This window comes from Pelagibius sp. (assembly GCF_028289705.1).
Lineage (GTDB): Bacteria > Pseudomonadota > Alphaproteobacteria > Kiloniellales > Kiloniellaceae > Pelagibius.
Genome location: NZ_JANQOI010000181.1, coordinates 25447 through 48189, shown reverse-complemented (window position 1 = coordinate 48189; position 22743 = coordinate 25447). Strand labels below are relative to the sequence as shown.

Annotated in this window: 19 protein-coding genes and 1 pseudogene; all 20 read right to left on the bottom strand. The window is 65.9% G+C overall.

Annotation, left to right across the window (positions count from 1 at the left end):
* Positions 1–136: 136 nt before the first annotated feature.
* Positions 137–1435, bottom strand: coding sequence for a S41 family peptidase (locus Q0996_RS23115; protein ID WP_299625696.1), 1299 nt, complete (start codon positions 1433–1435; stop codon positions 137–139).
* The gene (locus tag Q0996_RS23110) at positions 1435–2835 is read right to left on the bottom strand and encodes a murein hydrolase activator EnvC (protein ID WP_299625694.1); all 1401 of its coding nucleotides are present in this window, start codon (positions 2833–2835) and stop codon (positions 1435–1437) included. The genes Q0996_RS23115 and Q0996_RS23110 overlap by 1 nt, the downstream gene beginning before the upstream one ends.
* 2 nt (positions 2836–2837) lie before the next feature.
* Positions 2838–4400, bottom strand: a complete 1563-nt coding sequence (gene gpmI / locus Q0996_RS23105; RefSeq protein WP_299625692.1) for a 2,3-bisphosphoglycerate-independent phosphoglycerate mutase — start codon at positions 4398–4400, stop codon at positions 2838–2840.
* A gap of 67 nt (positions 4401–4467) precedes the next feature.
* Positions 4468–4926 carry a 23S rRNA (pseudouridine(1915)-N(3))-methyltransferase RlmH gene (gene rlmH, locus Q0996_RS23100; RefSeq protein ID WP_299625690.1) on the bottom strand — a complete coding sequence of 153 codons (459 nt, stop codon included), beginning with the start codon at positions 4924–4926 and terminating at the stop codon, positions 4468–4470.
* Positions 4927–5029: 103 nt separating this feature from the next.
* Positions 5030–5383 (bottom strand): ribosome silencing factor, encoded by a 354-nt coding sequence (rsfS, locus tag Q0996_RS23095; RefSeq protein ID WP_299625721.1) that lies wholly within the window; start codon positions 5381–5383, stop codon positions 5030–5032.
* A 67-nt stretch (positions 5384–5450) separates the two neighbouring features.
* Positions 5451–6176: a nicotinate-nucleotide adenylyltransferase gene (locus Q0996_RS23090; RefSeq protein ID WP_299625689.1), complete on the bottom strand. Its 726-nt coding sequence runs from the start codon at positions 6174–6176 to the stop codon at positions 5451–5453.
* A gap of 70 nt (positions 6177–6246) precedes the next feature.
* Positions 6247–7212 carry an ABC transporter ATP-binding protein gene (locus tag Q0996_RS23085; RefSeq protein ID WP_299625687.1) on the bottom strand — a complete coding sequence of 322 codons (966 nt, stop codon included), beginning with the start codon at positions 7210–7212 and terminating at the stop codon, positions 6247–6249.
* Positions 7209–8201, bottom strand: a complete 993-nt coding sequence (locus Q0996_RS23080; RefSeq protein WP_299625685.1) for an ABC transporter ATP-binding protein — start codon at positions 8199–8201, stop codon at positions 7209–7211. The genes Q0996_RS23085 and Q0996_RS23080 overlap by 4 nt, the downstream gene beginning before the upstream one ends.
* Positions 8201–9115 carry an ABC transporter permease gene (locus tag Q0996_RS23075; protein ID WP_299625683.1) on the bottom strand — a complete coding sequence of 305 codons (915 nt, stop codon included), beginning with the start codon at positions 9113–9115 and terminating at the stop codon, positions 8201–8203. The genes Q0996_RS23080 and Q0996_RS23075 overlap by 1 nt, the downstream gene beginning before the upstream one ends.
* Before the next feature lie 3 nt (positions 9116–9118).
* Positions 9119–10102 (bottom strand): ABC transporter permease, encoded by a 984-nt coding sequence (locus Q0996_RS23070; protein WP_299625681.1) that lies wholly within the window; start codon positions 10100–10102, stop codon positions 9119–9121.
* A 105-nt stretch (positions 10103–10207) separates the two neighbouring features.
* A complete protein-coding gene (locus Q0996_RS23065; protein WP_299625680.1) occupies positions 10208–11788 on the bottom strand; it encodes an ABC transporter substrate-binding protein in 1581 nt (526 codons plus the stop codon).
* A 528-nt stretch (positions 11789–12316) separates the two neighbouring features.
* Positions 12317–13555 carry a glutamate-5-semialdehyde dehydrogenase gene (locus tag Q0996_RS23060; RefSeq protein ID WP_322096787.1) on the bottom strand — a complete coding sequence of 413 codons (1239 nt, stop codon included), beginning with the start codon at positions 13553–13555 and terminating at the stop codon, positions 12317–12319.
* An 88-nt stretch (positions 13556–13643) separates the two neighbouring features.
* Positions 13644–14792 (bottom strand): glutamate 5-kinase, encoded by a 1149-nt coding sequence (proB, locus tag Q0996_RS23055; RefSeq protein ID WP_299625675.1) that lies wholly within the window; start codon positions 14790–14792, stop codon positions 13644–13646.
* The gene (gene obgE, locus Q0996_RS23050; RefSeq protein ID WP_299625672.1) at positions 14789–15826 is read right to left on the bottom strand and encodes a GTPase ObgE; all 1038 of its coding nucleotides are present in this window, start codon (positions 15824–15826) and stop codon (positions 14789–14791) included. Before obgE ends, proB begins: the two co-directional genes overlap by 4 nt.
* Positions 15823–16401: a GNAT family N-acetyltransferase gene (locus Q0996_RS23045; protein WP_299625669.1), complete on the bottom strand. Its 579-nt coding sequence runs from the start codon at positions 16399–16401 to the stop codon at positions 15823–15825. The genes obgE and Q0996_RS23045 overlap by 4 nt, the downstream gene beginning before the upstream one ends.
* Before the next feature lie 127 nt (positions 16402–16528).
* Positions 16529–16810: a 50S ribosomal protein L27 gene (gene rpmA, locus Q0996_RS23040; protein WP_299625666.1), complete on the bottom strand. Its 282-nt coding sequence runs from the start codon at positions 16808–16810 to the stop codon at positions 16529–16531.
* 261 nt (positions 16811–17071) lie between these two features.
* Positions 17072–17374 (bottom strand): annotated as a pseudogene (rplU, locus tag Q0996_RS25505) (50S ribosomal protein L21); the annotation flags it as partial.
* Positions 17375–17566: 192 nt separating this feature from the next.
* A complete protein-coding gene (locus Q0996_RS23030; RefSeq protein ID WP_299625660.1) occupies positions 17567–19153 on the bottom strand; it encodes an alpha/beta fold hydrolase in 1587 nt (528 codons plus the stop codon).
* The gene (locus Q0996_RS23025; protein ID WP_299625657.1) at positions 19150–20157 is read right to left on the bottom strand and encodes a hypothetical protein; all 1008 of its coding nucleotides are present in this window, start codon (positions 20155–20157) and stop codon (positions 19150–19152) included. Before Q0996_RS23025 ends, Q0996_RS23030 begins: the two co-directional genes overlap by 4 nt.
* Before the next feature lie 409 nt (positions 20158–20566).
* Positions 20567–22270 (bottom strand): restriction endonuclease, encoded by a 1704-nt coding sequence (locus Q0996_RS23020; RefSeq protein ID WP_299625654.1) that lies wholly within the window; start codon positions 22268–22270, stop codon positions 20567–20569.
* Between the last annotated feature and the right edge of the window lie 473 nt (positions 22271–22743).

Below are 22743 nucleotides of genomic sequence, written 5' to 3'. Positions count from 1 at the left end.
TGTTTCCGTCTAAACATGATCCGCTCTAGGCCAGCGGGCGGTCCAGAGACGAACCGTCATGTTCCGATACCGGGCTCCAGTGGCGGCCCGCTTTCCGGCGCCCCCCGGCGCCGGTTCAGCGTTCATTTCCTGTCGCTTAATTTACGACACGCTGGTTGTAGAGGGCCAGACCGCGCAGCAGATCGATGGCGCGGGCGAGCTGATAGTCCTGCTCAGCGGCTTCGGAGAGAGCGTGGCTTTCCGCCTCGCCCTCGACCGGGGCCTCCCCTTCGATGCCGTTGGCCTCGTTGGGGTTCCCCAGCGCGCCGCGCAGGTCGGCCTCCCGGCGGCGCGGGCCCGTGGCCTCCTGGGTCTCGATGGTGGCCGCCTCGACGACGATGTCGGGCTCGATCCCCAGGGCCTGGATGGAGCGGCCCGAGGGGGTGAAGTAGCGCGCCGTGGTGAGCCGCATGGCCCCGTTGACGCCGAGCGGGATGATGGTCTGGACCGAGCCCTTTCCGAAGGAGCGGGTGCCCATGATGATGGCGCGGCGGTGGTCCTGCAGCGCGCCGGCGACGATTTCCGAAGCAGAGGCGGAGCCGCCGTTGATCAGCACCACGAGGGGCAACCCATCGGCCATGTCGCCGTCCTTGGCGTTGAAGCGCTGGGAATCGTCCAGCAGACGGCCGCGGGTGGAGACGATTTCACCCTGGTTGATGAAGGCGTCGGAGACGTCGATGGCCTGGTCGAGCAAGCCGCCGGGATTGTTGCGCAGATCGATCACGAAGCCCTTCAGATCGCTGCCGAGCTCCGCCTTGATGTCCTCAACGGCCTTCTTCAGGCCGGGCGTGGTCTGCTGGTTGAAGGTGGTGATGCGGATGTAGCCGACATTGTCCTCGATGCGGTTGCGCACCGAGCGGATCTTGATGATGTCGCGGGTGATGGTCAGGTCGAAGGGCTCCGAGCCCTCGCGGCGGATGGTCAGCTTCAGGTCGGTGTTGACCGGCCCTCGCATCTTGTCGACGGCTTCGTTCAGGGTAAGGCCGAGGATCGGTTCGCCGTCCAGATGGGTGATGAAGTCGCCGGGCTTCACGCCGGCGCGATGGGCCGGGGTGTCGTCGATGGGCGAGACCACCTTGACGAAGCCGTTTTCCATAGTGACCTCGATGCCCAGGCCGCCGAACTCACCCTTCGTCTGCACGCGCATGTCGCTGAAGGAATCCGCGTTCAGGAAGCTGGAATGAGGATCGAGGGTCGACAGCATGCCCTGAATGGCAAACTCGATGAGCTGCTCGTCGGTGACCTCCTCCACATAGTCGGCCCGCACCCGTTCGAAGACATCGCTGAACAGCTTGAGCTGGCGATAGGTTTCGGAGCGGTCTTCCTGGGCGCCAGACACCTGCGGAAGGACAACAATAAGGGCGGCCACGACGGCCAGAATCTGGAGTTTGCGCATTAACCTCGCACCTTGTCCTCGTTGGTCGCCAGCCACGGCAGGGGGTTGATGGCCTGTCCTGTGCGGCGAAGTTCCAAGTAAAGCTCCGGATTGCGGCCCGCCAGGTCGCTCATCCGCGCGACCGGCTCGCCTGCCAGAACCCATTGTCCGACCACGGCATCGATCCGATCGAGACCGGCAAGTATCGTATGATATCGCCCGCCATGGTCGATGATCAAGATTTGCCCATAACTGCGAAATTGCCCGGCATAGGCGATTCTGCCATCGAATGGGGCGACAATCTGGGCGCCGGGACGCCCCCGGATGGTGATTCCCTTGGCGGTTTCCCCCGGCGCTGAGCCCTCCTGGCCGTAGAGCCGCACAACTTCGCCGCGCATCGGCATGTTGAGATTGGCCCCGGATTCGGGGAAGGGCCGCAGGCCCTCGGGCGGTGCCAGGCGCGCCACCTGCCGGGCCTCCTCGGCAGCGCGGGCCGCCTCGGCCGCCTGTTCGGCGGCTTCCGCCAGGCGCTGCCGCTCTGCCGCTGCCTGGGCCTCTGCCTCGCGCCGCTGCTGGGCCTGGCGCTCCTCGGCCAAGCGCTTCTCTTCGGCGCGGCGCTTTTCTTGGGCCAGGCGTTTCTCCTCGGCGCGGCGCCGTTCCTCGGCGGCCTCGGCCTCGAGCCGCTCCATCAGCTCGCGCAGATCCTTCGCCTCCCCGGCCAGGCGTTCGATGCGCTCTTGTGTCGCCTGGCGCTCGCTCTCGGTGCTCTGCTGCAGCGCCGCCTTGCGCGCCAGGAGGTCGGTGAGGCGGTCGCGCTCGCCCGCCAAGGCCGCCTGCACGGCGGCCAGGTCATCGCGCCTGAGGGCGCTGCGGGCGCGCAGCAGGGCCAGATCGCCCAGTTCCCCGCGCAGGGTCTCCGCCTGGCTTTCCAGTGCCGGGACCGCGACCCGCAGGACCATGGCCGCACGGGCGCTGTCGATGGGCTGCCCACTGCGCGCCAGCGCCGCCTCCGGCGGCTGCAGGGCGAGGCGCTGCAGCGCCCCCAGGGTGCGGGCAAGCTGGTCACGCCGCTCGCTCAGGCGGGCCGTCTTCTCGGCTTCCTGCCGGTTCAGCGCGGCCAGATCGCGCTCGGTTTCAAGGATCTCGTCTTCCAGGTCCTGGGCCCGCGCCGCCGCGGCGATGGAGGTCTCGCGCAGCGCCGCGATCTCCCCCGCCAGAGCGGCAGCGGCGCTTTTCAGCGCCTCGGCCTTGGCCTGATCCGCCTCCAGGGCGCGCTCCAGCGCCTGCAGGTCCTCTTCTCTCTCTTGATCCTGGGCCTGGGCGGGACACGCGGCAGCCGCAGCCAGCAGCAGGACAGCGGCAAGCGCGGCGCCCGGCAGCCGGCGGCGGCCGCGAACGGCCAGCGATGGAAAGAGAGGCAAGGCTACTCCGCGGCCGCCTCGCCCAGCGAGGACTTGGACTTCAGCAGGCTGCTCCCGGTCATGGCCACCGGGCGCGGCAGAGCCATCAGATCCAGCACCGTGGGGGCGATGTCCGCTAGGCGGCCGTCGCTGAGGCCGGTCACCCGGTCCGGCGGATTGATCAGCAGGACGGGCACCTTGTTCATGGTGTGGGCGGTGTGGGCCTGGCCGGTCTTTTTGTCGAGCATCAGCTCGGCATTGCCGTGGTCGGCGGTGAGGATGATGCAGCCGCCGGCCTTCTCCACCGCCTCGCTGAGGCGCCCGACGGCCCAGTCGACGGTCTCCACGGCCTTGATGGCAGCCCCGAGATTGCCGGTATGGCCGACCATGTCGCCGTTGGCGTAGTTGCAAACGATCAGATCGAAGCCCCCGGAGTCGATCGCCGCGACCAGCTTGTCGGTCACCTCCGGCGCCGACATCTCCGGCTGCAGGTCGTAGGTGGCGACCTTCGGCGAGGGGACGAGGATGCGTTCCTCGCCCTCGAAGACGTCTTCGCGGCCGCCGTTGAAGAAGAAGGTCACATGGGCGTACTTCTCGGTCTCGGCAATGCGCAGTTGGCGCCGGCCGCTCCCGGCGACGATTTCGCCCAGGGTTTCGCTGAGATCCTGCGGTGGAAAGAGGGTCGCCAGGAAGGGATTGAGCGCGGTCGAGTATTCGACCATGCCGATGGCGGTCGCAAAGGCCGCGGGCGCGCCGCTGTCGAAGCCGTCGAAAGCCGGGTCCAGCAGGGCCTGGAGGATTTCCCGGGCGCGGTCGGCGCGGAAGTTGGCCATGAAGAGGCCGTCGCCATCGGCCATGCCGCCGTAGCCGCCGACCACCGTGGGCAGGACGAACTCGTCGTTGGCGTCCCGGGCATAGCTCTGCTCGACCGCCGCCGCTGCACTCTCGGCGGTCTCGCCGTCCCCCTGGGTCAGGGCCTTGTGGGCCTTTTCCACCCGTTCCCAGCGTTTGTCGCGGTCCATGGCGTAGTAGCGGCCGCTGACGGTGGCGATGGCGGCGCGCGGCGCCTTGGCCTGGAAGTCGGCCAGGAAATCCAGGGCCGAGCGTGGCGGCGTGTCGCGGCCGTCGAGGAAAGCATGGACGGCCACGGGAATCCCCTCGTCGGCCAAGGTGTTGGCCAGGGCCGCGATATGATCCTGATGGGAGTGCACGCCACCCGGCGACATCAGCCCCATGATATGGGCGGTCCCACCGGAGGCACGCAGGGTGCCGACGGCGCCCTGGAGCACCGGATTGCGCGCAAAGGAACCCTCGGCCACCGCCTCGTCGATGCGCGGCAGGTCCTGCAGGACAACCCGGCCAGCGCCCAGGTTCATGTGGCCGACCTCGGAGTTGCCCATCTGCCCTTCGGGCAGGCCGACCTCACCCTCGGAGGCATCGATCAAGGCATTGGGGGCGTTCTTGAAGAGCTGGTCCAGGTGTGGCGTCCGGCCCTGGCAGACGGCGTTGTCCTCGCAGTCTTCGCGATGTCCCCAGCCGTCCAGAATGCACAGCACGACGGGGCGGGGAACGGCCTTATCGGTCATGGTCTGTAGCCTTGCTCGTCAGATTTCGCCCAGGCACCGTGGGCGGTCGGTTCAGGAACATCACCCTCTAGTCCCGGTGGTAGGGGTGGCCGGCGAGGATGCTTTCGGCACGGAACAACTGCTCGGCCAGCATGCCGCGCACCAGCATATGCGGCCAGGTCATGCGGCCCAAGCAGAGAAGCACGTCGGCGGCCTGGCGCGCGGCCTTCGACAGGCCCTCGGCGCCGCCGATGATGAAGGCCAGATCGCGCACCCCCTCGTCCTGCCAGCGCCCCAGCAACTGGGCGAAGGAGCGGCTGTCCAGGTCCTTGCCGCGCTCGTCGAGGGCGATCACCTTGGCGTCGCGCGGCAGGGCGGCCAGCAGCAGTTCCCCTTCATGGTCCTTCAATTGATCCGGCTTCAGGGGCCGGCGCTCCTCCACCTCCTTCAAGGTGATGCGCCAGCGCAGCCGCGCCGAGTAATGGTCGTAGAGATCCTTGGTCACGCCGTCCTTGGCTTTGCCGACGGCCGCCAGCGTTATGCGCATGTCCGCATCCACATTCACCCGGCCGCTCCGCCCCTTCCCTGACAACGGAGTGCGCGGGTCGGATCTTCCTTGCGGGCCGGCTAGCCTTTGGGGAGCAGGCCGGTCAGGCGGAGCTGGCCGTCTTCCCCGCGTCCCCCTCCGCCGGCACCAGATCGACGCCCCACATCTTCTCCAGATTGTAGAACGTCCTGACTTCCGGCCGGAAGAGATGGACGATCACATCGCCGCTATCGATCAGCACCCAGTCACAGCGCTCCATCCCTTCGGCGGCAACCCCGTGCAGGCCGGCAGCCTTCAGCTTCTCGCGCAGATGCTCGGCCATCGCGCCCACCTGCCGCTGGGAGCGGCCGCTGGCGATGACCATGAAGTCTGCGATGCTGGATTTGTCGGCGAGTTCGATGACGACGATGTCGTCAGCCTTGTCGTCCTCGAGGGACAACTGAACCAAGTTAAGCAGATGCCGGCTCTGGGCGAGGGCATCCTGCTTGTCGGCCGTGATGGCCCCGGTCTCTTGCAGTATGACCTTAGGTCTCCTTCCTGTTGGCACGCCCCGCAGATCCCGTCGCGGCAGCATCCTGCTCACCACCAAGGGACCGGCGGTCCGACGCTGCCCGGATATCGGTCGCGGATTGGGGATTCAAACGGCAACGCATGAAGACCCAAGCCGGCGCCCGCTCCTCCGCCAAGCGCCTCGCCGAACCTTCATCGAGACGGTACCGGGCAAAGGAAAGCGCTGCTCTTCCAGACAACGCCTTGAAAGCATAGGAGGGGCGGTCAAAAACCGCAACGGCTACCGTGTTAAAGATTTGCTGCCAGTCCTGCCAATGATGAACTTGAATCAAGTTATCTGCGCCCATGAGCCAGACGAAGCGGACGCGCGGAAGAAGGCGCGCCAGAGCCTGCAGCGTGTCGGCCGTGTAGGCCGTTCCGAGGACCGCTTCCAGGCCGGTCACAACGATGCGGCGGTCCGCCGCAACGCGCCGCGCCGCGGCCAGCCGCTCGGCCATCGGCGCCATGCCGTCGCGGGACTTGAGGGGGTTCTGGGGCGAGACCAGCCACCAGACCCGGTCCAGGCCGAGGCGCCGCAACGCCTCCTGGCTGATCTCCAGGTGGCCGTCATGGGCCGGGTTGAAAGAGCCGCCGAGCAGGCCGATCCGCGCGCCGGCCGGCGGCACCTGGCCGCCAAGCGCCGTCCCCAGAGCGGCCGGCGTCACGGGTGCCAGGCGCGCGGGCGCAAGACGCGGGCTCATGCTGTGACCGGGTTCATCCCCGAATGAGAGACCAGCGGGCCGGCCGCTGCAAGACCTTGCCGGTCCCGCCTCATTTCGCCACGTGGCAGGCGACCCGGCTGCCGCCGACCTGCCGCATCTCCGGGCGCTCCAGGGTGCAGCGGGCGATGGCGAAGGGACAGCGCGGATGGTAGGCGCAGCCCGAGGGCGGATTGATGGGATCGGGGATCTCGCCCTTGGGCGGCTCCACCTCGCGGCCGAAGGCGTCGAGCTTCGGGGCCGCGGCGAAGAGCATCTGGGTGTAGGGATGCTTCGGGTCGTTGAAGATGGAGTCCCGCGGTGCCTCCTCCACCAGCCGGCCGAGGTAGAGCACGCCGATGCGGTCGGCCATGTGCTCGACAACGGTGAGGTCGTGGCTGATAAAGAGGTAGGTCAGGCCGAACTCCTCCTTGAGGTCGCTCATCAGGTTCAGCACCTGGGCCTGCACCGAGACGTCGAGGGCTGAGGTCGGCTCGTCGCAGACGATGAGCTTGGGCTCGGAAGCCAGCGCCCGGGCGACGCAGATGCGCTGGCGCTGGCCGCCGGAAAACTCGTGGGGATATTTGCTGGCATCGCCGGCCGAGAGGCCGACCTGCTCCAGCAGTCTTTCGGCCAGGCCGGTCCCGTCGCCGCCACGGGCGGTCACCGGTTCGTTGATGATGTCGCGCACCCGCCAGCGCGGATTGAGGCTGGCATAGGGGTCCTGGAAAACCATCTGGATGTCGGTGCGGATTTTTTCGACCCGCTCCTGGTCCGGCTCGCGGAAGAGATCAGTCCCTTCGATCTCGATCACTCCCTCCGACGGCGCCAGCAGCCGCACGACCATCTTGCCGATGGTCGACTTGCCCGAGCCGCTCTCCCCGACCAAGGCGTAGACGCTCTGCTCCTCGATCTCGAAACTGACGTCGGAGACCGCATGGAGAAAGGCCTTCGGCCGCCCTTCGAGCAGACGGTTGAGCCAGGGCCGGGAGACATCGAAGGTGCGGGTGAGGTTCTTGACCGAAACGAGGGCGCTCATGCCACGGCCTCCGTCGCGAACCAGCAGGCGGCCCGTCCCCCGCAGCCGGCAAGGCTGGGGCCGGGGTCCTGCAGGCACTTGTCTTCGGCGCGCGGACAGCGCGGATGAAAGGCACAGCCCTCCGGCAGTCTGGCCAGCGGCGGCATGGCACCGGGGATCTGGTTGAGGCGCTTGCGCCCCTTGGAGGCCAGCGGCGTGGAGGCCATAAGGCCGGTGGTATAGGGATGGGCCGGGCGGGTCAGAACCTCGCGCACCGGACCCAGTTCGGCCAATCGTCCGGCATACATCACCGCGACCCGGTCCGCCGCCTCGGCGATCACCCCCATGTCGTGGGTGACCAGCATGACCGCCGTGCCCCGCTCGTGACAGAGCTGCTTCAACAGCGAGATGATCTGCGCCTGCACCGAGACGTCCAGCGCCGTGGTCGGCTCGTCGGCGATCACCAGGGAGGGTTCGGCGCAGAGCGCCAACGCGATCACGACGCGCTGGCGCATGCCGCCGGAGAACTCGTGGGGATAGCTGTTGATCCGTTCCGCGGCGGCGGGAATGCCGACCTCCTCCAGCGCGGCGACGGCGCGGGCTTCCGCCTCGCGCTGCGGCACGGCGAGATGCTCGAGGATGGTCTCGCGGAGCTGCTCGCCGATGGGCAGCAGCGGATTGAGGGAGGTCAGCGGGTCCTGAAAGACCATGCCGATTTCCTTGCCGCGAATCTTGCGGATCTGTTCCCGGCGTAGGTGGTCGATGCGCTGGCCGTTCAGCCAGATCTCGCCGCTGGCGATATGGGCGGGACGGTCCAGCAGGCCGATCACGGCATTGCCGGTCATCGACTTGCCGGCCCCGCTCTCCCCCACCACGCCGAGGATCTCCCCCGCGCCGATGTCGAAGCTCACCTGATCGACGGGGCGGAGCAGAGCGCGGCGCGTCGGAATCTCCACCACGAGATCGCGCACGCTGAGGACGACCTCGCGGTTCGACAGGGCCTGGGCCATCAGCGCAGCCTCGGGTTCAAGACGTCGCGCAGCCAGTCGCCGAGGAGATTGACCGAGAGCGCCAGCGCCAGCAGCGTGACCGCCGGGAAGAACAGGATCCACCACTCTCCGGAGAAGAGGAAGCCCTGGCCGATGCGGATCAGCGTGCCCAGGGAGGGTTGGGTCGGCGGCGCGCCGACGCCGAGAAAGGAGAGCGTGGCCTCGGCGATGATGGCCAGCGCCAGGCTGATGGTGGCGATCACCAGGACCGGGCCCACCACGTTGGGCAGGATGTGGCGCAGCATGATGCCGGCGGCCTTGCGCCCGTTGAGGTGGGCGGCCTGTACGTACTCCTTCTTCTTCTCCACCAGCGTCGCGCCGCGCACGACGCGGGCGAACTGCACCCAGTCCGACAGCCCGATGGCCAGGATCAGCACCCAGACCGCCATCTGGTCGCGCAGATGGACCGGCGTGAAGCCCTTGGCGATGCCGAAGATCAGCATGGCCACCAGGATCGCCGGGAAGGTGAGCTGCACGTCGGCGACGCGCATGATGATGGTGCCCACCAGCCCGCCGGAGTAGCCGGCGATCAGCCCCAGGGTCACCCCCAGCACCATGGCGAAGAGCACGGCGCAGAAGCCGACGAACAGCGAGATGCGCATGCCGTAGAGGATGGTGGAGAAGACGTCGCGCCCCTGATCGTCGGTCCCCAGCCAGAAGGTCTCGCCGGTGAAGGCGTTGGGCTGCATCGGCTTGGAAAAGCCGTTCATGAGATTGAGTGTGGCAGGATCGAAGGGATTGTAGGGCGCGATGAGCGGCGCGAAGACCGCCCCGAAGACCAGGATCATCACAACGATGAACGAGACCACCGCCACCGGAGAGCGGCGGAAAGACCACATGAAGTCGGACTGCCAGGCCTGGGCGATCGCGGTCACGGTTCAGCCCTCCGCCTTGGCGCGGTCGCCGCGCAGCCGCGGATCGATCACGAAGTAGAGCATGTCGACGATCAGGTTGATGCCGACGAACATCACCGAGATCAGCATCAGGTAGGCCGCCATCACCGGGATGTCGACGAACTGGATGGCGTTGATGAACAGCAGGCCGACGCCCGGCCACTGGAAGACCGTCTCGGTGATGATGGCAAAGGCGATGATGGAGCCGAGCTGCAGGCCGGTCACGGTGATCACCGGCACCAGGGTGTTCTTCAGCGCGTGGCGGAAGAGGACGGATTTTTCTTTCAGGCCGCGGGCGCGGGCGAAACGGATGTAGTCCTGGCGCAGCACCTCCAGCATCTCGGAGCGGACGAGGCGCATGATCAGGGTCATCTGGTAGAGGCCCAGGGTGATGGACGGCAGGATCAGAGCCTTGAGGCCGGATTCGGTCAGGAAGCCGGTGCGCCACCAGCCGAGCTCCACCACATCGCCGCGCCCGAAGCTGGGCAGCACGTTCAGCTCCACCGCGAAGACGTAGATCAAGAGGATGCCAATCAGGAATGTCGGCAGCGACACCCCGATCAGCGAGAGGGTCATGATGGAATGCGCGGCCCAACCGTCCCTTCGTATCGCGGTGAAAACGCCCAGAACCAGGCCGAAGAAAATGGCCATGAAGGCCGAGACGGCGGCCAGTTCCAGAGTTGCCGGCAGGCGTTGGGAAATGATCTCGGCGACCGGGCGGCCCTGGCGATAACTGACGCCGAACTCGCCCTGCACGGCGCCCTCCAGGAAGCGGAAGTACTGCACGGGAAAGGGCTGATCGAGACCGAGCTGGCTGCGCAGGCGTTCGATGTCGGCATCGGTGCGCTCCTGGCCCAGCATGTTCTCGACCGGATCGCCGACGAAGCGGAACATGGAGAAGGCCACCAGACCCACGACGAGCAGCACGACGAAGGCCTGGAAGAAGCGGCGAATGGTAAAGGCGAGCATGGCGGCGGACTACCGGCTCACTGCGTCAGGGGCCAATGCGGCAAAAGACTCACCCGGCGGGGCGGCAGGCGGGAAGCCCGAAGGCTCCCCGCCCGCTCCCAAGCGCTAGTTCAGCGTGAAGTACTTGAACTTGGCCGCATCGTCCGGTGCGACGATGGTCTCGACCTTGTTCGCCATACCCCAATTCAGCACCTGGTGGTGGATCGGCAGGTAGAGCACGTCGTCCTGCACGGTCGACCAGATGTTGGCGATCATCAGGTTGCGCTCTTCCAGGTTGGTCTCGGAGGCCAGGCGCACGATCTGGGAGTCCAGGTCCGGGTTGGAATAGCGCGTGCCGTTCCAGGAACCGTACTTCTCGCCCTTGGTGTGGGCCAGGAAGTTGAAGATGTACTCGGAGTCATAGGTCGGAACGCCCCAGCCGAGCATGTAGAAGTCGGTTTCCAGATTGTTGATCAGCGGGAAGTGCTGCGCCTTCGGCTTGGCGTCGAGCCGCACGTCGATGCCGATCTGGGCCAGCATGCCGACCGCCGCCTGGCAGATCGCTTCATCGTTGATGTAGCGGTCGTTGGGACAGTCGAGCTGGATGGAGAAGCCGTCGGCATAACCCGCCTCGGCCATCATGGCCTTGGCCTTGGCGATGTCGTTGGCCGGCACCTTGTCGAGGGTCTCGGTCCAGCCGTTGACGAAGGGCGGCATGGCCACACCCGCCGGGATCGACTGGCCGCGCATCACCACCTGCTTGATGGCGTCGCGGTTGATGGCCATGTTCATGGCCTGGCGCACCCGCTTGTCGGCGAAGGGGTTCTTGCCCTCGACATTGTCCTTCGTCAGGTCCGCATCGCCCTGGTTCATGCCGAAGAAGATGACCCGGTTCTGCGGTGCGGTGATGACCTTCAGGCCGTCGGTGCTGGCGACGCGCTGCAGGTCCTGCACCGGCACGTCCTGGATGAAATCGACCTCACCCGACAGCAGCGCGGCAACCCGGGTCGCGGCGTTCTGGATGGGGGTGTAGATGATGTCCGTCACCTCCATCGGGAACTCGTCCTTGCCCCAGTAGTTCTCGTTGATGGTGAGAACGGTCTTCGCATCGGGCTCGCGGCTGACCAGCTTGTAGGGGCCGGTGCCGTTGGCGTTGCGCGCGGCGTAGGTGTCCTCGCCGCCCTCGAAGTCCTGCACCTTCACGGCGTTGTTCGCCTCGGCCCAGTCCTTGTCGATCACGAAGAGGTTGGTGAGGTTGGACGGCATGATCGGGTTGGGACCGTTGGTGACGATCTCAAAGCCGTACTTGCCCTTGGCGCGGACCTCTTTCACCGAAGCCAGCAGTTCCTTGTAGTCGCTGTCCGGGCTCATGGCGCGGTTGAAGGAGAAGACCACGTCCTCGCTGTCGAAGGCCGCACCGTCGTGGAAGGTGACGCCCTCGCGCAGCTTGAAGAACCAGACGTTCTGATCCTCCTCACTGGGCGCCCACTCGGTGGCCAGGGCCGGCACGATCTGGCCGGTCATGTCGCGCATGACCAGCGGCTCCATGATCTGGTGCGCCAGCGCCGAGGTGGGTCCCTCGTTCTGCGCATGGGGATCGAGGGTCAGGCTGTCGCCGGCCCGCGCCCAGCGCAGGGTTTCCGCGGTGGCAAAGCTGCTGGTCCCGGCCAGTAAGACCGCGGCCAACAAAGCTGTTTTGGATTTCATTCTTTGTCTCCCTGTTACTACAACCTCTATTTGACGTCATGCTGTCAGCAACCGGACGTAAGGTCCAGAGCAGTTTGATTATTCGGAAGCGATGTGATCGAGGCGGGGAGACCGCGGGCCCGGCCGTCCCGGCCTTGAAAGGGCCGGTCCCGGTGCCGCGGGGTCGCGTCGCCAGGAGACGGAGGGCGCGGGAAACGTCTGGGAGAACCCGGCGGTCTTAACCAAGTTTCCCGGAGGATTTCCCGGCCGGTCCGCGCAAAGCGCGGCCCTGTCCCATCTTCGGTCGATTTCCCCTAGCTCAGATCAGCCCCGCTGTTCCCTGCTGCCATGGTCCCTGTTCTCGTCTCGGCTGCCTTTTCGGCTTATGCCTTCGCACTGTGATGCGACTGGGAGCGGCTATATCCCGCTCCCGCTGATTGTGCAAGCTACAGAGCCCGCAGATTGTATGTCAACGAACAACCCGGCAGGGTCGGCCCTTGAGCATCCTGCAACCCTGAGGGGCATAGGACTCACTCAAACAGCGACCCATCAGGGCCGGGTCTGGCCGCTGCCGCGCACCTGGTACTTGTAGCTGGTGAGCTGTTCGGCGCCGACCGGGCCGCGGGCGTGCATCTTGCCGGTGGAGATGCCGATCTCGGCGCCCATGCCGAACTCCCCACCGTCGGCGAACTGGGTCGAGGTGTTGTGCATGACGATGCCGGCGTCCACTTCGGTCATGAAGCGCTGCGCGGCGCCCGCATCCTCGGTGATGATGGCCTCTGTGTGGTGGGAGCCGTGGGTGTTGATGTGGCCGATGGCCTCGTCGAGTCCCTCCACCACCTTCACCGCGATGACCGGCGCCAGGTACTCGGTGTCCCAGTCCTCGGCGGTGGCGGGGACGATGTCAGAGCCTGCCGCCTGCACGGCTTCGTCGCCGCGCACGGCACAGCCCGCCTGCTGCAGCGCCGCCAGGAGGTCCGCCAGCCCCGCCTCGCCGAAGCCGCGGTCCACCAGCAGGGTTTCGGTCGCACCGCAGATGCCCACCCGGCGCATCTTGGCGTTGACCACCAGGTCGCGGGCCATGGCCGGATCGGCGGCGGCGTGGACGTAGCTGTGCACCATGCCGTCGAGGTGGGAGAAGACCGGCACCCGGCTTTCCCGCTGCACCCGCTCGATGAGGCCGCGCCCGCCCCGGGGAACGATCACGTCCACCGTGTCGCTCATGGTCAGCAGCATGCCGACGGCGGCGCGGTCGGTGGTGGGAATGCGCTGGATCGCCGCCTCGGGCAGCCCAGCCGCCCTCAGCCCGGCCTGCAGGCAGTCGAGGATGGCGCCGGAGGAATGAAAGCTCTCGGAGCCGCCGCGCAGGATGGCGGCATTGCCCGACTTGAGGCAGAGCGCGCCGGCATCGGCGGTGACGTTGGGCCGGCTCTCGTAGATGATGCCGATGACCCCCAGGGGGACAGAGACCCGGGCGATCTTCAGGCCGTTGGGGCGGTCCCACTCCGCCAGGGTGCGGCCCACCGGGTCGGGGAAGGTGGCGATGTCCTCGATCCCCTTGGCCATGGCCTCGATGCGATCCGGCGTCAGCTCCAGGCGGTCCAGCAGCGCCGCGGTCAGGCCCTTGTCGCGGCCGCCCGCCATGTCCAGTGCGTTGGCCTCCTGAATGGCCCCGGCCCGCTCACGGATCGCCTGTGCGGCGGCCTGAAGCGCGCGGTTCTTGGTCTCTGGGTCGGCCAGCGCCAGATTAGCCGCGGCGTCACGCGCGGCGCGGCCAAGGGCCGTCATGGTGGCTTGCAGGTCCTGGCCGGGTACCGCCCCGGCCGTCGCGGCCACTTCCGCTGACATCGTCCTAATCTCCCTAGATCTCAGGCCTTTACGATACCACCAGGTCGTCACGGTGGATCAGCTCTTCGCGGCCACGGTAGCCGAGAATGGCTTCGATTTCACGGCTCTTGTGGCCGATGATGCGGCGGGCATCGGCGGCGGAATAGGCCACCAGGCCGCGGGCCACCTCATGCCCGGCGGCATCGCAGACCAGGACCGCGTCGCCGCGCTGAAAGTTTCCCTCGACGGCAGTCACGCCGGCGGGCAGCAGGGACTTGCCGCTGCGCAGGGCCCGTTGGGCGCCCTCGTCCAGGACCAGCCTGCCGCTGGGCTTCAGGCTGCCCGCGATCCAGCGCTTGCGGGCGGTGCGCGGCTCCACCGAGGCCAGGAACCAGGTGCAGCGCGCGCCCTCCATGACGGCAGCCAGGGGGTGCAGGCGCCGCCCGTCGGCGATCACCATGCGGCAGCCGGCCCCGGTGGCGACCTTGGCGGCGGTCAGCTTGGTCACCATGCCGCCGTGGGAGTAGTGGCTGGGGGCGACCCCGGCCATGGCCTCGATGGCTGGGGTGACCTCCGCCACCTCCGGCACGAAGGCTGCCGCCGGGTCGACCCGCGGGTCGGCCTCGTAGAGGCCGTCGATGTCCGACAGCAGCACCAGGGTGTCGGCGCCCAGCATGGCGGCCACCCGCGCAGCCAGGCGGTCGTTGTCGCCGACCCGGATTTCGGTGGTGGCCACGGTGTCGTTCTCGTTGATCACCGGCAGGGTGCGCATCTTCAAAAGCGTGTTGAGGGTGGAGCGGGCGTTGAGGTGGCGCCGCCGCTCCTCGGTGTCGTCCAGGGTCAGCAGGATCTGCGCCACGGTGATGTCGTGGCGGGCCAGGGATTCCTGATAGGCATGGGCGAGGCGGATCTGGCCGGTGGCCGCCGCCGCCTGTTTTTCCTCCAGGCGCAGGGCGGCGTGGTTCAGCCCCAAGTGACGGCGGCCGACGGCAATGGCCCCGGAGGAGACCAGCAGCACCTCCATGCCCGCCGCCATCAGGGCGGCGACGTCGTCCGTCAGCGCGTCCAGCCAGTCGCGGCGGATCGCCCCGGCGGCCTCGTCGACCAGCAGCGCCGAGCCGATCTTCACCACCAGACGGCGGGCGCTGCGCAGGTCCTGGCCGCTGGCGGCGCTACAACCCTGCTTCACGGCGCTCATGGCTGATAGCCCGCGGTGGCGGGCTGCTGCTCGGCGCGGGCGGCCCGGGCCGCTTCGATATGCTGCAGCAGTTGGCCGAGGACCTGATCGACGCCCTCCCGGCTGACGCCGGAGAGGCAGAGTACCGGCGCGCTGGAGGCGGCCTCCAGCGCCGCCCGCTTCGCCGTCAGCTCCTCCGGATCGATGGCATCGGTCTTGTTGAGGCCGACCACCTCGACCTTGTCGGCGAGGCCAGCGCCGTAGGCGGTCAGTTCCTGGCGCACGGTGCGGTAGGCCTCCACCACGTCCTCCTGGGTGCCATCGATCAGGTGCAGCAGCACGCCGCAGCGTTCGATATGGCCGAGGAAGCGGTCGCCGAGGCCGGAGCCTTCATGCGCACCCTCGATGAGCCCGGGAATGTCGGCGATGACGAAGTCCGCCTCGCCGAGGCGCACCACCCCGAGGTTGGGATGGAGGGTGGTAAAGGGATAGTCGGCGATCTTCGGCTTGGCGCGCGAGACCACGGAGAGGAAGGTGGACTTGCCGGCGTTGGGCAGGCCCACCAGCCCGGCGTCGGCGATGAGCTTCAGGCGCAGCCAGACCCAGCGCTCCTCCCCCGGCCAACCGGGGTCGGCGCGGCGCGGCGCCCGGTTGGTGGAGGACTTGTATCGGGTGTTGCCGAAGCCGCCGTCGCCGCCGGTGAGGAACACCGCGCGCTGGCCCTCCTCCGTCAGGTCGGCCAGCACCGTCTCCTTGTCCTCGTCCAGCACCTGGGTGCCGGCGGGCACTTTCACTACCAGCGCCTTGCCGGCGGCGCCGGTCATGTTGCGGCCCTTGCCGTCCTCGCCGCGCTTGGCCTTGAAATGCTGGCGGTAGCGGAAGTCGATCAAGGTGTTGAGGCTGCCCACGGCCTCGAAGACCACGTCGCCGCCGCGCCCGCCGTCGCCGCCGTCGGGCCCGCCGAATTCGACGTACTTCTCGCGCCGGAAGGAGACGCAGCCGTTGCCACCGTCGCCGCTCTTCAGGAAGACCTTGGCTTCGTCGAGGAACTTCATGACGCCAGATCCAGGGCCGCCTGCCAGGCCGCCCTCTCCAGGATGAAGCGGCGGCAGCCGACAAGGCCTTGCCGCGCCTCGCTCCATTCCTCGTCATTGGCCGTCGGCCGGAAGCCGCATTTCGCAAGCACCCGGCCGGAGGCGGGATTGTCGGCGAAATGGCCCGAGGTCACGGCGCTGACCCTGGGCTCGGTGAAGGCATAGGCCAAGAGCGCGCGGGTCGATTCCGTCGCCAGCCCCTGGCCCCAGTGGGGCCGCGCCAACCAGTATCCGACCTCCAGGACATCGCTTTCCTCCGCCGGCGGCAGACGGCGGCGCAGGCTGGTGGCGCCGATGGGCTGGCCGTCGCGGGCAATGCAGAAGATCGTCTCGCCGGCCTTGGTCTCGCTGGTGGCGTGGCTGGCGATCCAGTCCGCCGCCGCGCCCTCGGGATAGGGGTGGGGAATGCGCGTGGTCATGCGCGCGATGTCCCAATCGGAAACGTAGGCCTGGATCGCCGGGGCGTCCGCCGCCGTGAAGGGCCGCAGCCGCAGCCGCTCGGTCTCGATCTCTCTGCGTTCAATGCACCAGGTCATGGGTCCCAGGTCCCGATCCTCGGCCCCCGAGAGGGAAAGGGGCCATGAAAAAAGGGAGATGGCGGCCCATCTCCCTCTTCGTCAAACGATCGTCTCAGATGGGCGCCCGGTGGCCGCCCACCGGTCGTTATTCGGCTGCGCCCGGCGACGGCTGCTCGGCCGCGTCGACGGAGACATAGGTCCGGCCGCCGGACTTTGTCTGGAAGGAGACGGCGCCCGCCACCTTGGCGAAGAGCGTGTGGTCCTTGCCGATGCCGACGTTGCGGCCGGGATGGAACTTGGTGCCGCGCTGGCGCACCAGGATGTTGCCGGCGAGAACGATCTCACCGCCGAACTTCTTCACGCCGAGGCGGCGGCCGGCTGAGTCGCGGCCGTTGCGGGAACTGCCGCCAGCTTTTTTGTGTGCCATGGCTTAGTCGTCCTTCTTCTCAGAAGCGGCCTTCTTGGCCGGTGCCTTCTTGGCCTTGGCCGCCGGAGCCTTCTTGGCGGCCGGCGCCTTCTTCGCGGCCGTCTTCTTGGCCGCCGGCTTCTTGGCGGCGGTCTTCTTGGCGGGAGCTTTGGCCTCGGCGTCGTCCTGCTTGGCCTCTTCCGCAGGGGCTTCCTCGACAGGTGCCTCGGTCTTCGGCTCCGCCTTCTTGGCCTTGGCCTTGGGCTTCTTGCCGTCGGTCAGGATATCGGTGATCCGCACCACAGTCAGGTCCTGACGGTGGCCGTTGGTCCGGCGGTGGTTCTTACGCCGCTTTTTCTTGAAAATCAGCACCTTATCGCCACGGGTCTGCTCGACGACCTCGGCGGCGACGCTGGCCCCTTCGACGAAGGGCGCGCCGGCCTTGGTCTCGGCGCCCTCGCCGACCATAAGCACCGACTCGAAGGCCACGACCTCGCCGGCCTGGCCCTTCAGTTTCTCGACGACGATCACGTCGTCCTTGGCGACTTTGTACTGCTTGCCGCCGGTCTTGATCACTGCAAACATTGCGCTGGCTCGCCTGTTTTCGGCTGAAACGCCCGCAGAGCACGGTTTTCGGCTGTTTTCCGGGGGCGTCAACAAAAGCGCCGCGGCCCGAAGAACCGCGGTCAATGGCCGCGCACTATAGCCCCGCCGCCTCGCCTGTCAACGCGATTCTGGCCGCATTTTCCGGGCCTTTTCTTGCCGTCTGTCCGCAATTCAGCGGTACAGCAATCTGAGCCGCCCTTTTGGCATGCAGGCACTCTCCGGCGGCCCCGCCAGATCCTCGAGGAAGAGGTTCACGAGGTGCTCAGCACAGAGGCTCTCGGAGAGCACGCCGTGGCCGGTGTCCAGCTCGTAGAGGTAGCCGTTGGCAAGATGGGCCGCGGCGCGGCGTGCCAGACTTGGTGGGGTTATCGGATCATATCTCCCGGCGAGCAGCAGGACCGGTACGGTGCTGTCGACCGGGGTATTCTCGACAGGCTCTGCCCGGCCAGACGGCCAGACCTCACAGTAGTCGCCAATCCACGGACTCTCGATGAGATGGCCGAGATCGCCGGCCTTCTCCACCGCCCGTTCGATCTCGTCCTTAGCGATGAACGCAAGCTCGTCTCGGCAGATGTGAGAGAGGTAGAGCGCAGTGGAGATATCGCTTTCCAAGGACGATCTCAGAAGCTGGTCCCTGAAGAAGGCCCTCAAGACCGTCGGGCGGCCGGCGGCGGTCTCGCGGATGATGGCTGGAATAAGGGCGCGGGTCTCCGCGGTCGCAAAGGCTTCGCTGATCAGCTCATCAAGCTGCATTCGGTCGAAGGTAATGGAAACGTCCTGCAGATCCGCGAAATGCGACGGCCGGTAATGGTATTGTTTCTGGCCGATATCGAAGACTTGCTCGCTTTCGCCAAAGATCTCTCTGAGAGTTAACGAAAGTGCCGGCTCTGCCGACAGACGTTGGACGGCAAGGTCATAGCCCTGCCGAAGATCACCGTTTTGCGTTGTGCAGTCCGTATCCGCTGCGCAGTCGGCAAAAACGCGCTCCATCACCTCTCTGAAGTGCCCGGGATGATCCAACACCCAATCTGATTCCGGCGGCAGCACCGAGTCCAGAATGGCGGCGCGAATGCCTTCGGGATGATATCGCAAGGTACTGAGGGCAAGGCGCGAACCGTAGGACACGCCATAGAGCGTCCAGGACTCGATGCCGAGGGCCGAGCGCAGTTCGGCAATGTCGGCGGCGCTCTGCCGGCTGTTGTAGGCGGTCAGGTCGACGCCCTCATCGACCAGCCGTGCCGCACAATCGCGCAGGGCCTGACGCATCGCCGCCACCGCTTCCGGCGACGAGGATAGTCGCTCGGCCATCCCAAGGCCCGATTCACTGTTGTCGGCCTCCGGACAGCCGAAGTCGGGCTCTTTCAGACCTGTGCCCCGCTGTCCCATGACGATCAGGTCGCGGTCCTCGGGTAAGGCCCGCCGCTTTGCCCACCATCCGTCGATTCGCCACTGCTCGCCGAGGTCGGCCGGCGCGCCCGGACCGCCGGTCAGGTAAAGAATGGGCTCCTTACCCTTGGCCGGGTTTTGGGCGTCGAAGATCACCACGGGCAGCCGGATGGTCCGGCTGTCCGGGTTCTCCCGGTTCTCGCGCACGACAAAAAGGCCGCAACGCGCCGGGCCCGAAATGCCGTTTTGGAACCAGCAGTCCTGATCGTGGAAGCCGGGCTGACGCAGCTGCCAAGCCTGCCAGCCATTGTAGGCCAGCGCGCCACCGGCGAGGCTAAGGCCAACGACAAGGAGGATCGCCCCCCACCTCACTGAGGCCGCTCCCCCTGCAGCAGCTCGGTGACCGCCGTCGCCGGGCCATCGGCCTCGAAACCCTGGGCGACCAGGCGGCCGCTGGCCGGTTCGGCATAGAGCGCCAGGCGGGTGGTCTCGTTCAGGACCGGCGGCCGCAGCCAGGCGAGGTCGGGGCCGGCTTCCGGCGCCGCAGACCCCATGAGCCGCGCGCGGCCTTCGGAATCGGTGCCGCGGGAGCGGGCGCGGGGCATCGGCCCCAGCCAGTGGTTGGCCGCCACCTGCGGGCCCTCGTGGACCGCCGCCTTGTGCTCCAGGCGTTCGATCACCGCCTGCTCCTCGGGTCCGGTGCCGCAAAGGGAGAAGATCGCCGGCATGGCCAGCGGGCTTTGCATGAGCTGCGCCTTGGCCTCGGCGAAGTCGCGGGCCCGCTCGAAGACCTGGCGCAGCAGGTGACCCGGCGGCAGGGCGCGGCGTCGCCAGAGGCCGAAGCGGTCGAGCCCCCAGTCGACGATCCGCGAGGGGGTGCGCCGGCGCATCGGCGCCTGGTTGAAGGCGGCGGCGAAGCGCCCCGCCGCAAAGCCCTGGATCGATCCGGTGAAGCCCGGCCAGGTGAGGTTGATCCACTCCCCCGCCGGGCCCGACTGGCGGGCGGCGATGATCTGTGCGCCCAGGCCGTCGAACGGCCAGTCCAGCACCCGGGTGAGGCGGCTGGCCCGGCCGTCGGGCGTCGGGCCCACGCTGCAGGTGCAGGCCCACTCGTAGGAGAGGTTCAGGAAGAAGGCGCCGGGGCGCCCCAGCACCTGGTCGACGGTCTCGATCTCCGCCAAGTAGGGGTTGGCGCTCTTCTCCAGCCAGCGCCGGGAGAGGCGGTCGCCCAGGGCGATGACGCTGCGCGGATAGCTGCGCTCGGCGGCGGCGATCAGGGCGTTGAGGCGCCCGCGCTCGGCCTCCAGCAGACCCACCATGCCCCCCACCCTGCGCAGGGGAATGCGGGGCAGGTTGTCGCTGCGGGACTGGGTCATGGGCCCTCCGGCCTCCACCTTCGATATCGTTCCGGCGGACTATAGCAGGCCGGGGGCCGGCGAGGGAATGACCGGGGGAACGACCTGGGCAACCGCTCAACCCATACGAAAGCATTTGCGTGGCAGGAGAGGCCCGGGAATGGCCCAGCCGTTGCTTGCAAGCGCCATGGCACACGGTTAGCAGGCGCGCGCCGTCCGTGATCGGATGCCGGAGTAGCTGAACGGGGCGAACTCAAAAACCGTTGTGCGCGCCAGTGCACCGAGGGTTCGAAACCCTCTCCCTCCGCCATTTCGCACAATCGTCGCTCGGTAACTGGTTACGCCATGGACGACCGCTTAGCGGGACGCTCCGGGCTTTAGGACGATCGATGTCAACCACTCAAGTTTTATCATATCTCATCGAATATACTTATGGTCGCAGACCCATTTCGGTTCTGGCCTCGCGCAGATCGATCCTTGCCTTGACGCCGTGCTTTTCTAGAAGGTGCAAAAGATGTGATCCAGTCATGAGGGTGAGTGGTTTATCAGAGGCAAATTTGTGAGCATCGGGGCCGTAATCTGCCGTGGTCACAAGGATGCCCTTAATCGCCCCTTCATTCATTGTTGTCCCGTAGAGATCGCGTACCGCTGCAACACCAACTGTGCGCGTGTAACGCTTGGCTTGAATAACTATCTTGCCGCCACTTATCGGATCAGGGTCAAAAGCGACCGCATCGACTCCGCCGTCATTGCTGGACTGTGTGATGCGCACTTCACCGCCTCGAGAGGCAAACTCCTTCTCGAATAGCTCCCGCACCAAGTGCTCGAACTCTTCCCAATCCATTGCGGCGAGGTTTGTCGTTCCACTGGCTGCAATCTCAACAGCTCGCGCATCAACAAATCGCTTGTCGGTTTTCTGAAACTCGATGATTGGCGCAATTGGCGTAAGACCCACGAGCGAAGCGGCAGACACCCCCTTGAGCGATTTGAAGCAAGCTTTCGGTTCAACCTGTTCAAGATTGATTGCTAAGAACTCGTCTTTCTGCACCATGACGGAAAGAATAGTCGACGTGACCTGCTGGCCTGTGGCGCGGTCAATCGACTCCGTCCAACCGTTGAAGGCTATACTCTCAAGATTATCGAAGCTATCGGCTTCGAACAATTCATGCAGTGTTCGTAGACAGATTTGATAGCAAAGATCATCGAATAGCGTCTTCTTGTCGCGCTCACTGATGCTGGTTTCTTTCAACTCCCCCGTCGAGGCAACAAATCTGACAGACTTGGTTGTCGGCAGATCATCGGGCGTGGGCAGAAGATACTCTACCAAAAGCAACTTGGATTCAGGGTCATACTGAACCTCCCACTGCTTAGGCACCACTTCGTCATGCTTGGATGCTTCAAGCACGATTGAGGCATGCTCCTCAACTGCCTCGGGTTGACCGTCGCGCCATGCTGCCTCAAGTGCATCGACCTTCGCGTTTTCGACAACCTGCTTATCGAGAAACACCTGCTCCTGGGCATCTTGCTCGGCGTTCCATGCATCTCGGTTTTTGATCCATTCGGCATGAACATCCGCATTCTTTTTCTCAACGCGATTGACCTCGGCATTATGTTTATCCAGTGCCTCTTGGTATCGACGCTCTATTTTCCTGCGCTGCCCGAACAGTGCTTGAAAGAACCCCACATGGACGGGAGGCGGCGCCGAGGAGTCGACGCGCTCTTTCTTTTGTTGTCTCGGATATCTCTTACGATCAAACTTCGAATGATCTTTAAGAACACTCCAATCCACCGCATCATCCACCGACAGCGTATGGTGCAGCGTCGTTCTGAGACGTTCTCGGCGAAGCTCGGCGTCGGCAGTTAATTCCTCGGCCTGCTCTTTTCCTGTAACAGCGTCCTGTTTCTTAACGTACGCCGCGTACTTCTTGTCCCATTGAGCCATGAGCGTATCGACCTTGTTTTGCAAGATCGAAAACTCAGGAGCACTTAGCTCTTTATGAAGATCGAGCTCAGTGTGCCTGAAGTCGACATAGTAGCGTAAGATGCGATCACCCGCCGCGCTGAACTTGGCACGAAGCTCTCCCGCCTGAATATTCTGAAGATTTGAAGATTGAAAGGTTATTCTTTCGACCATCATACGTATCCAGGATCGTTCAGCTATCAACTGTGACATTTGCTGCCCTGTCGGATCAAGTGCCAAAAATGACCTGAACGACCATTCATGCGTTGTACAGCATCTGTCACATTGGGTTCGAAGTCGCGATTAGGGCAGTTGTTTGGAGTTCACCAACCACCGAGCATGCGTCGCGGATCGGCAAATTCTTCCGCAGAAATGAGCAGCACAGCCCATTGTGGGGCTTACCATCGTAGTACTATGGCGAGGGAATAGTTCACACCTTGTGACGCATGCTTCGCACCCTACGCTCTTCGAGCTTCGTCTGACTTGCGCCGGTAAACCGCGCGAAGTCGGTAGAGCCAGGAGTGTCTTCCGGAGCCGTAGCGTAGGAGGCCGGTCCGAACTCTCTCCCGTCTGCCCCGCCATATCCGGTTGTTCTGTCACGGCCAAATTCGATACCTTGCGCCTCGCGGTTCGGGCCGGGCGGTGGG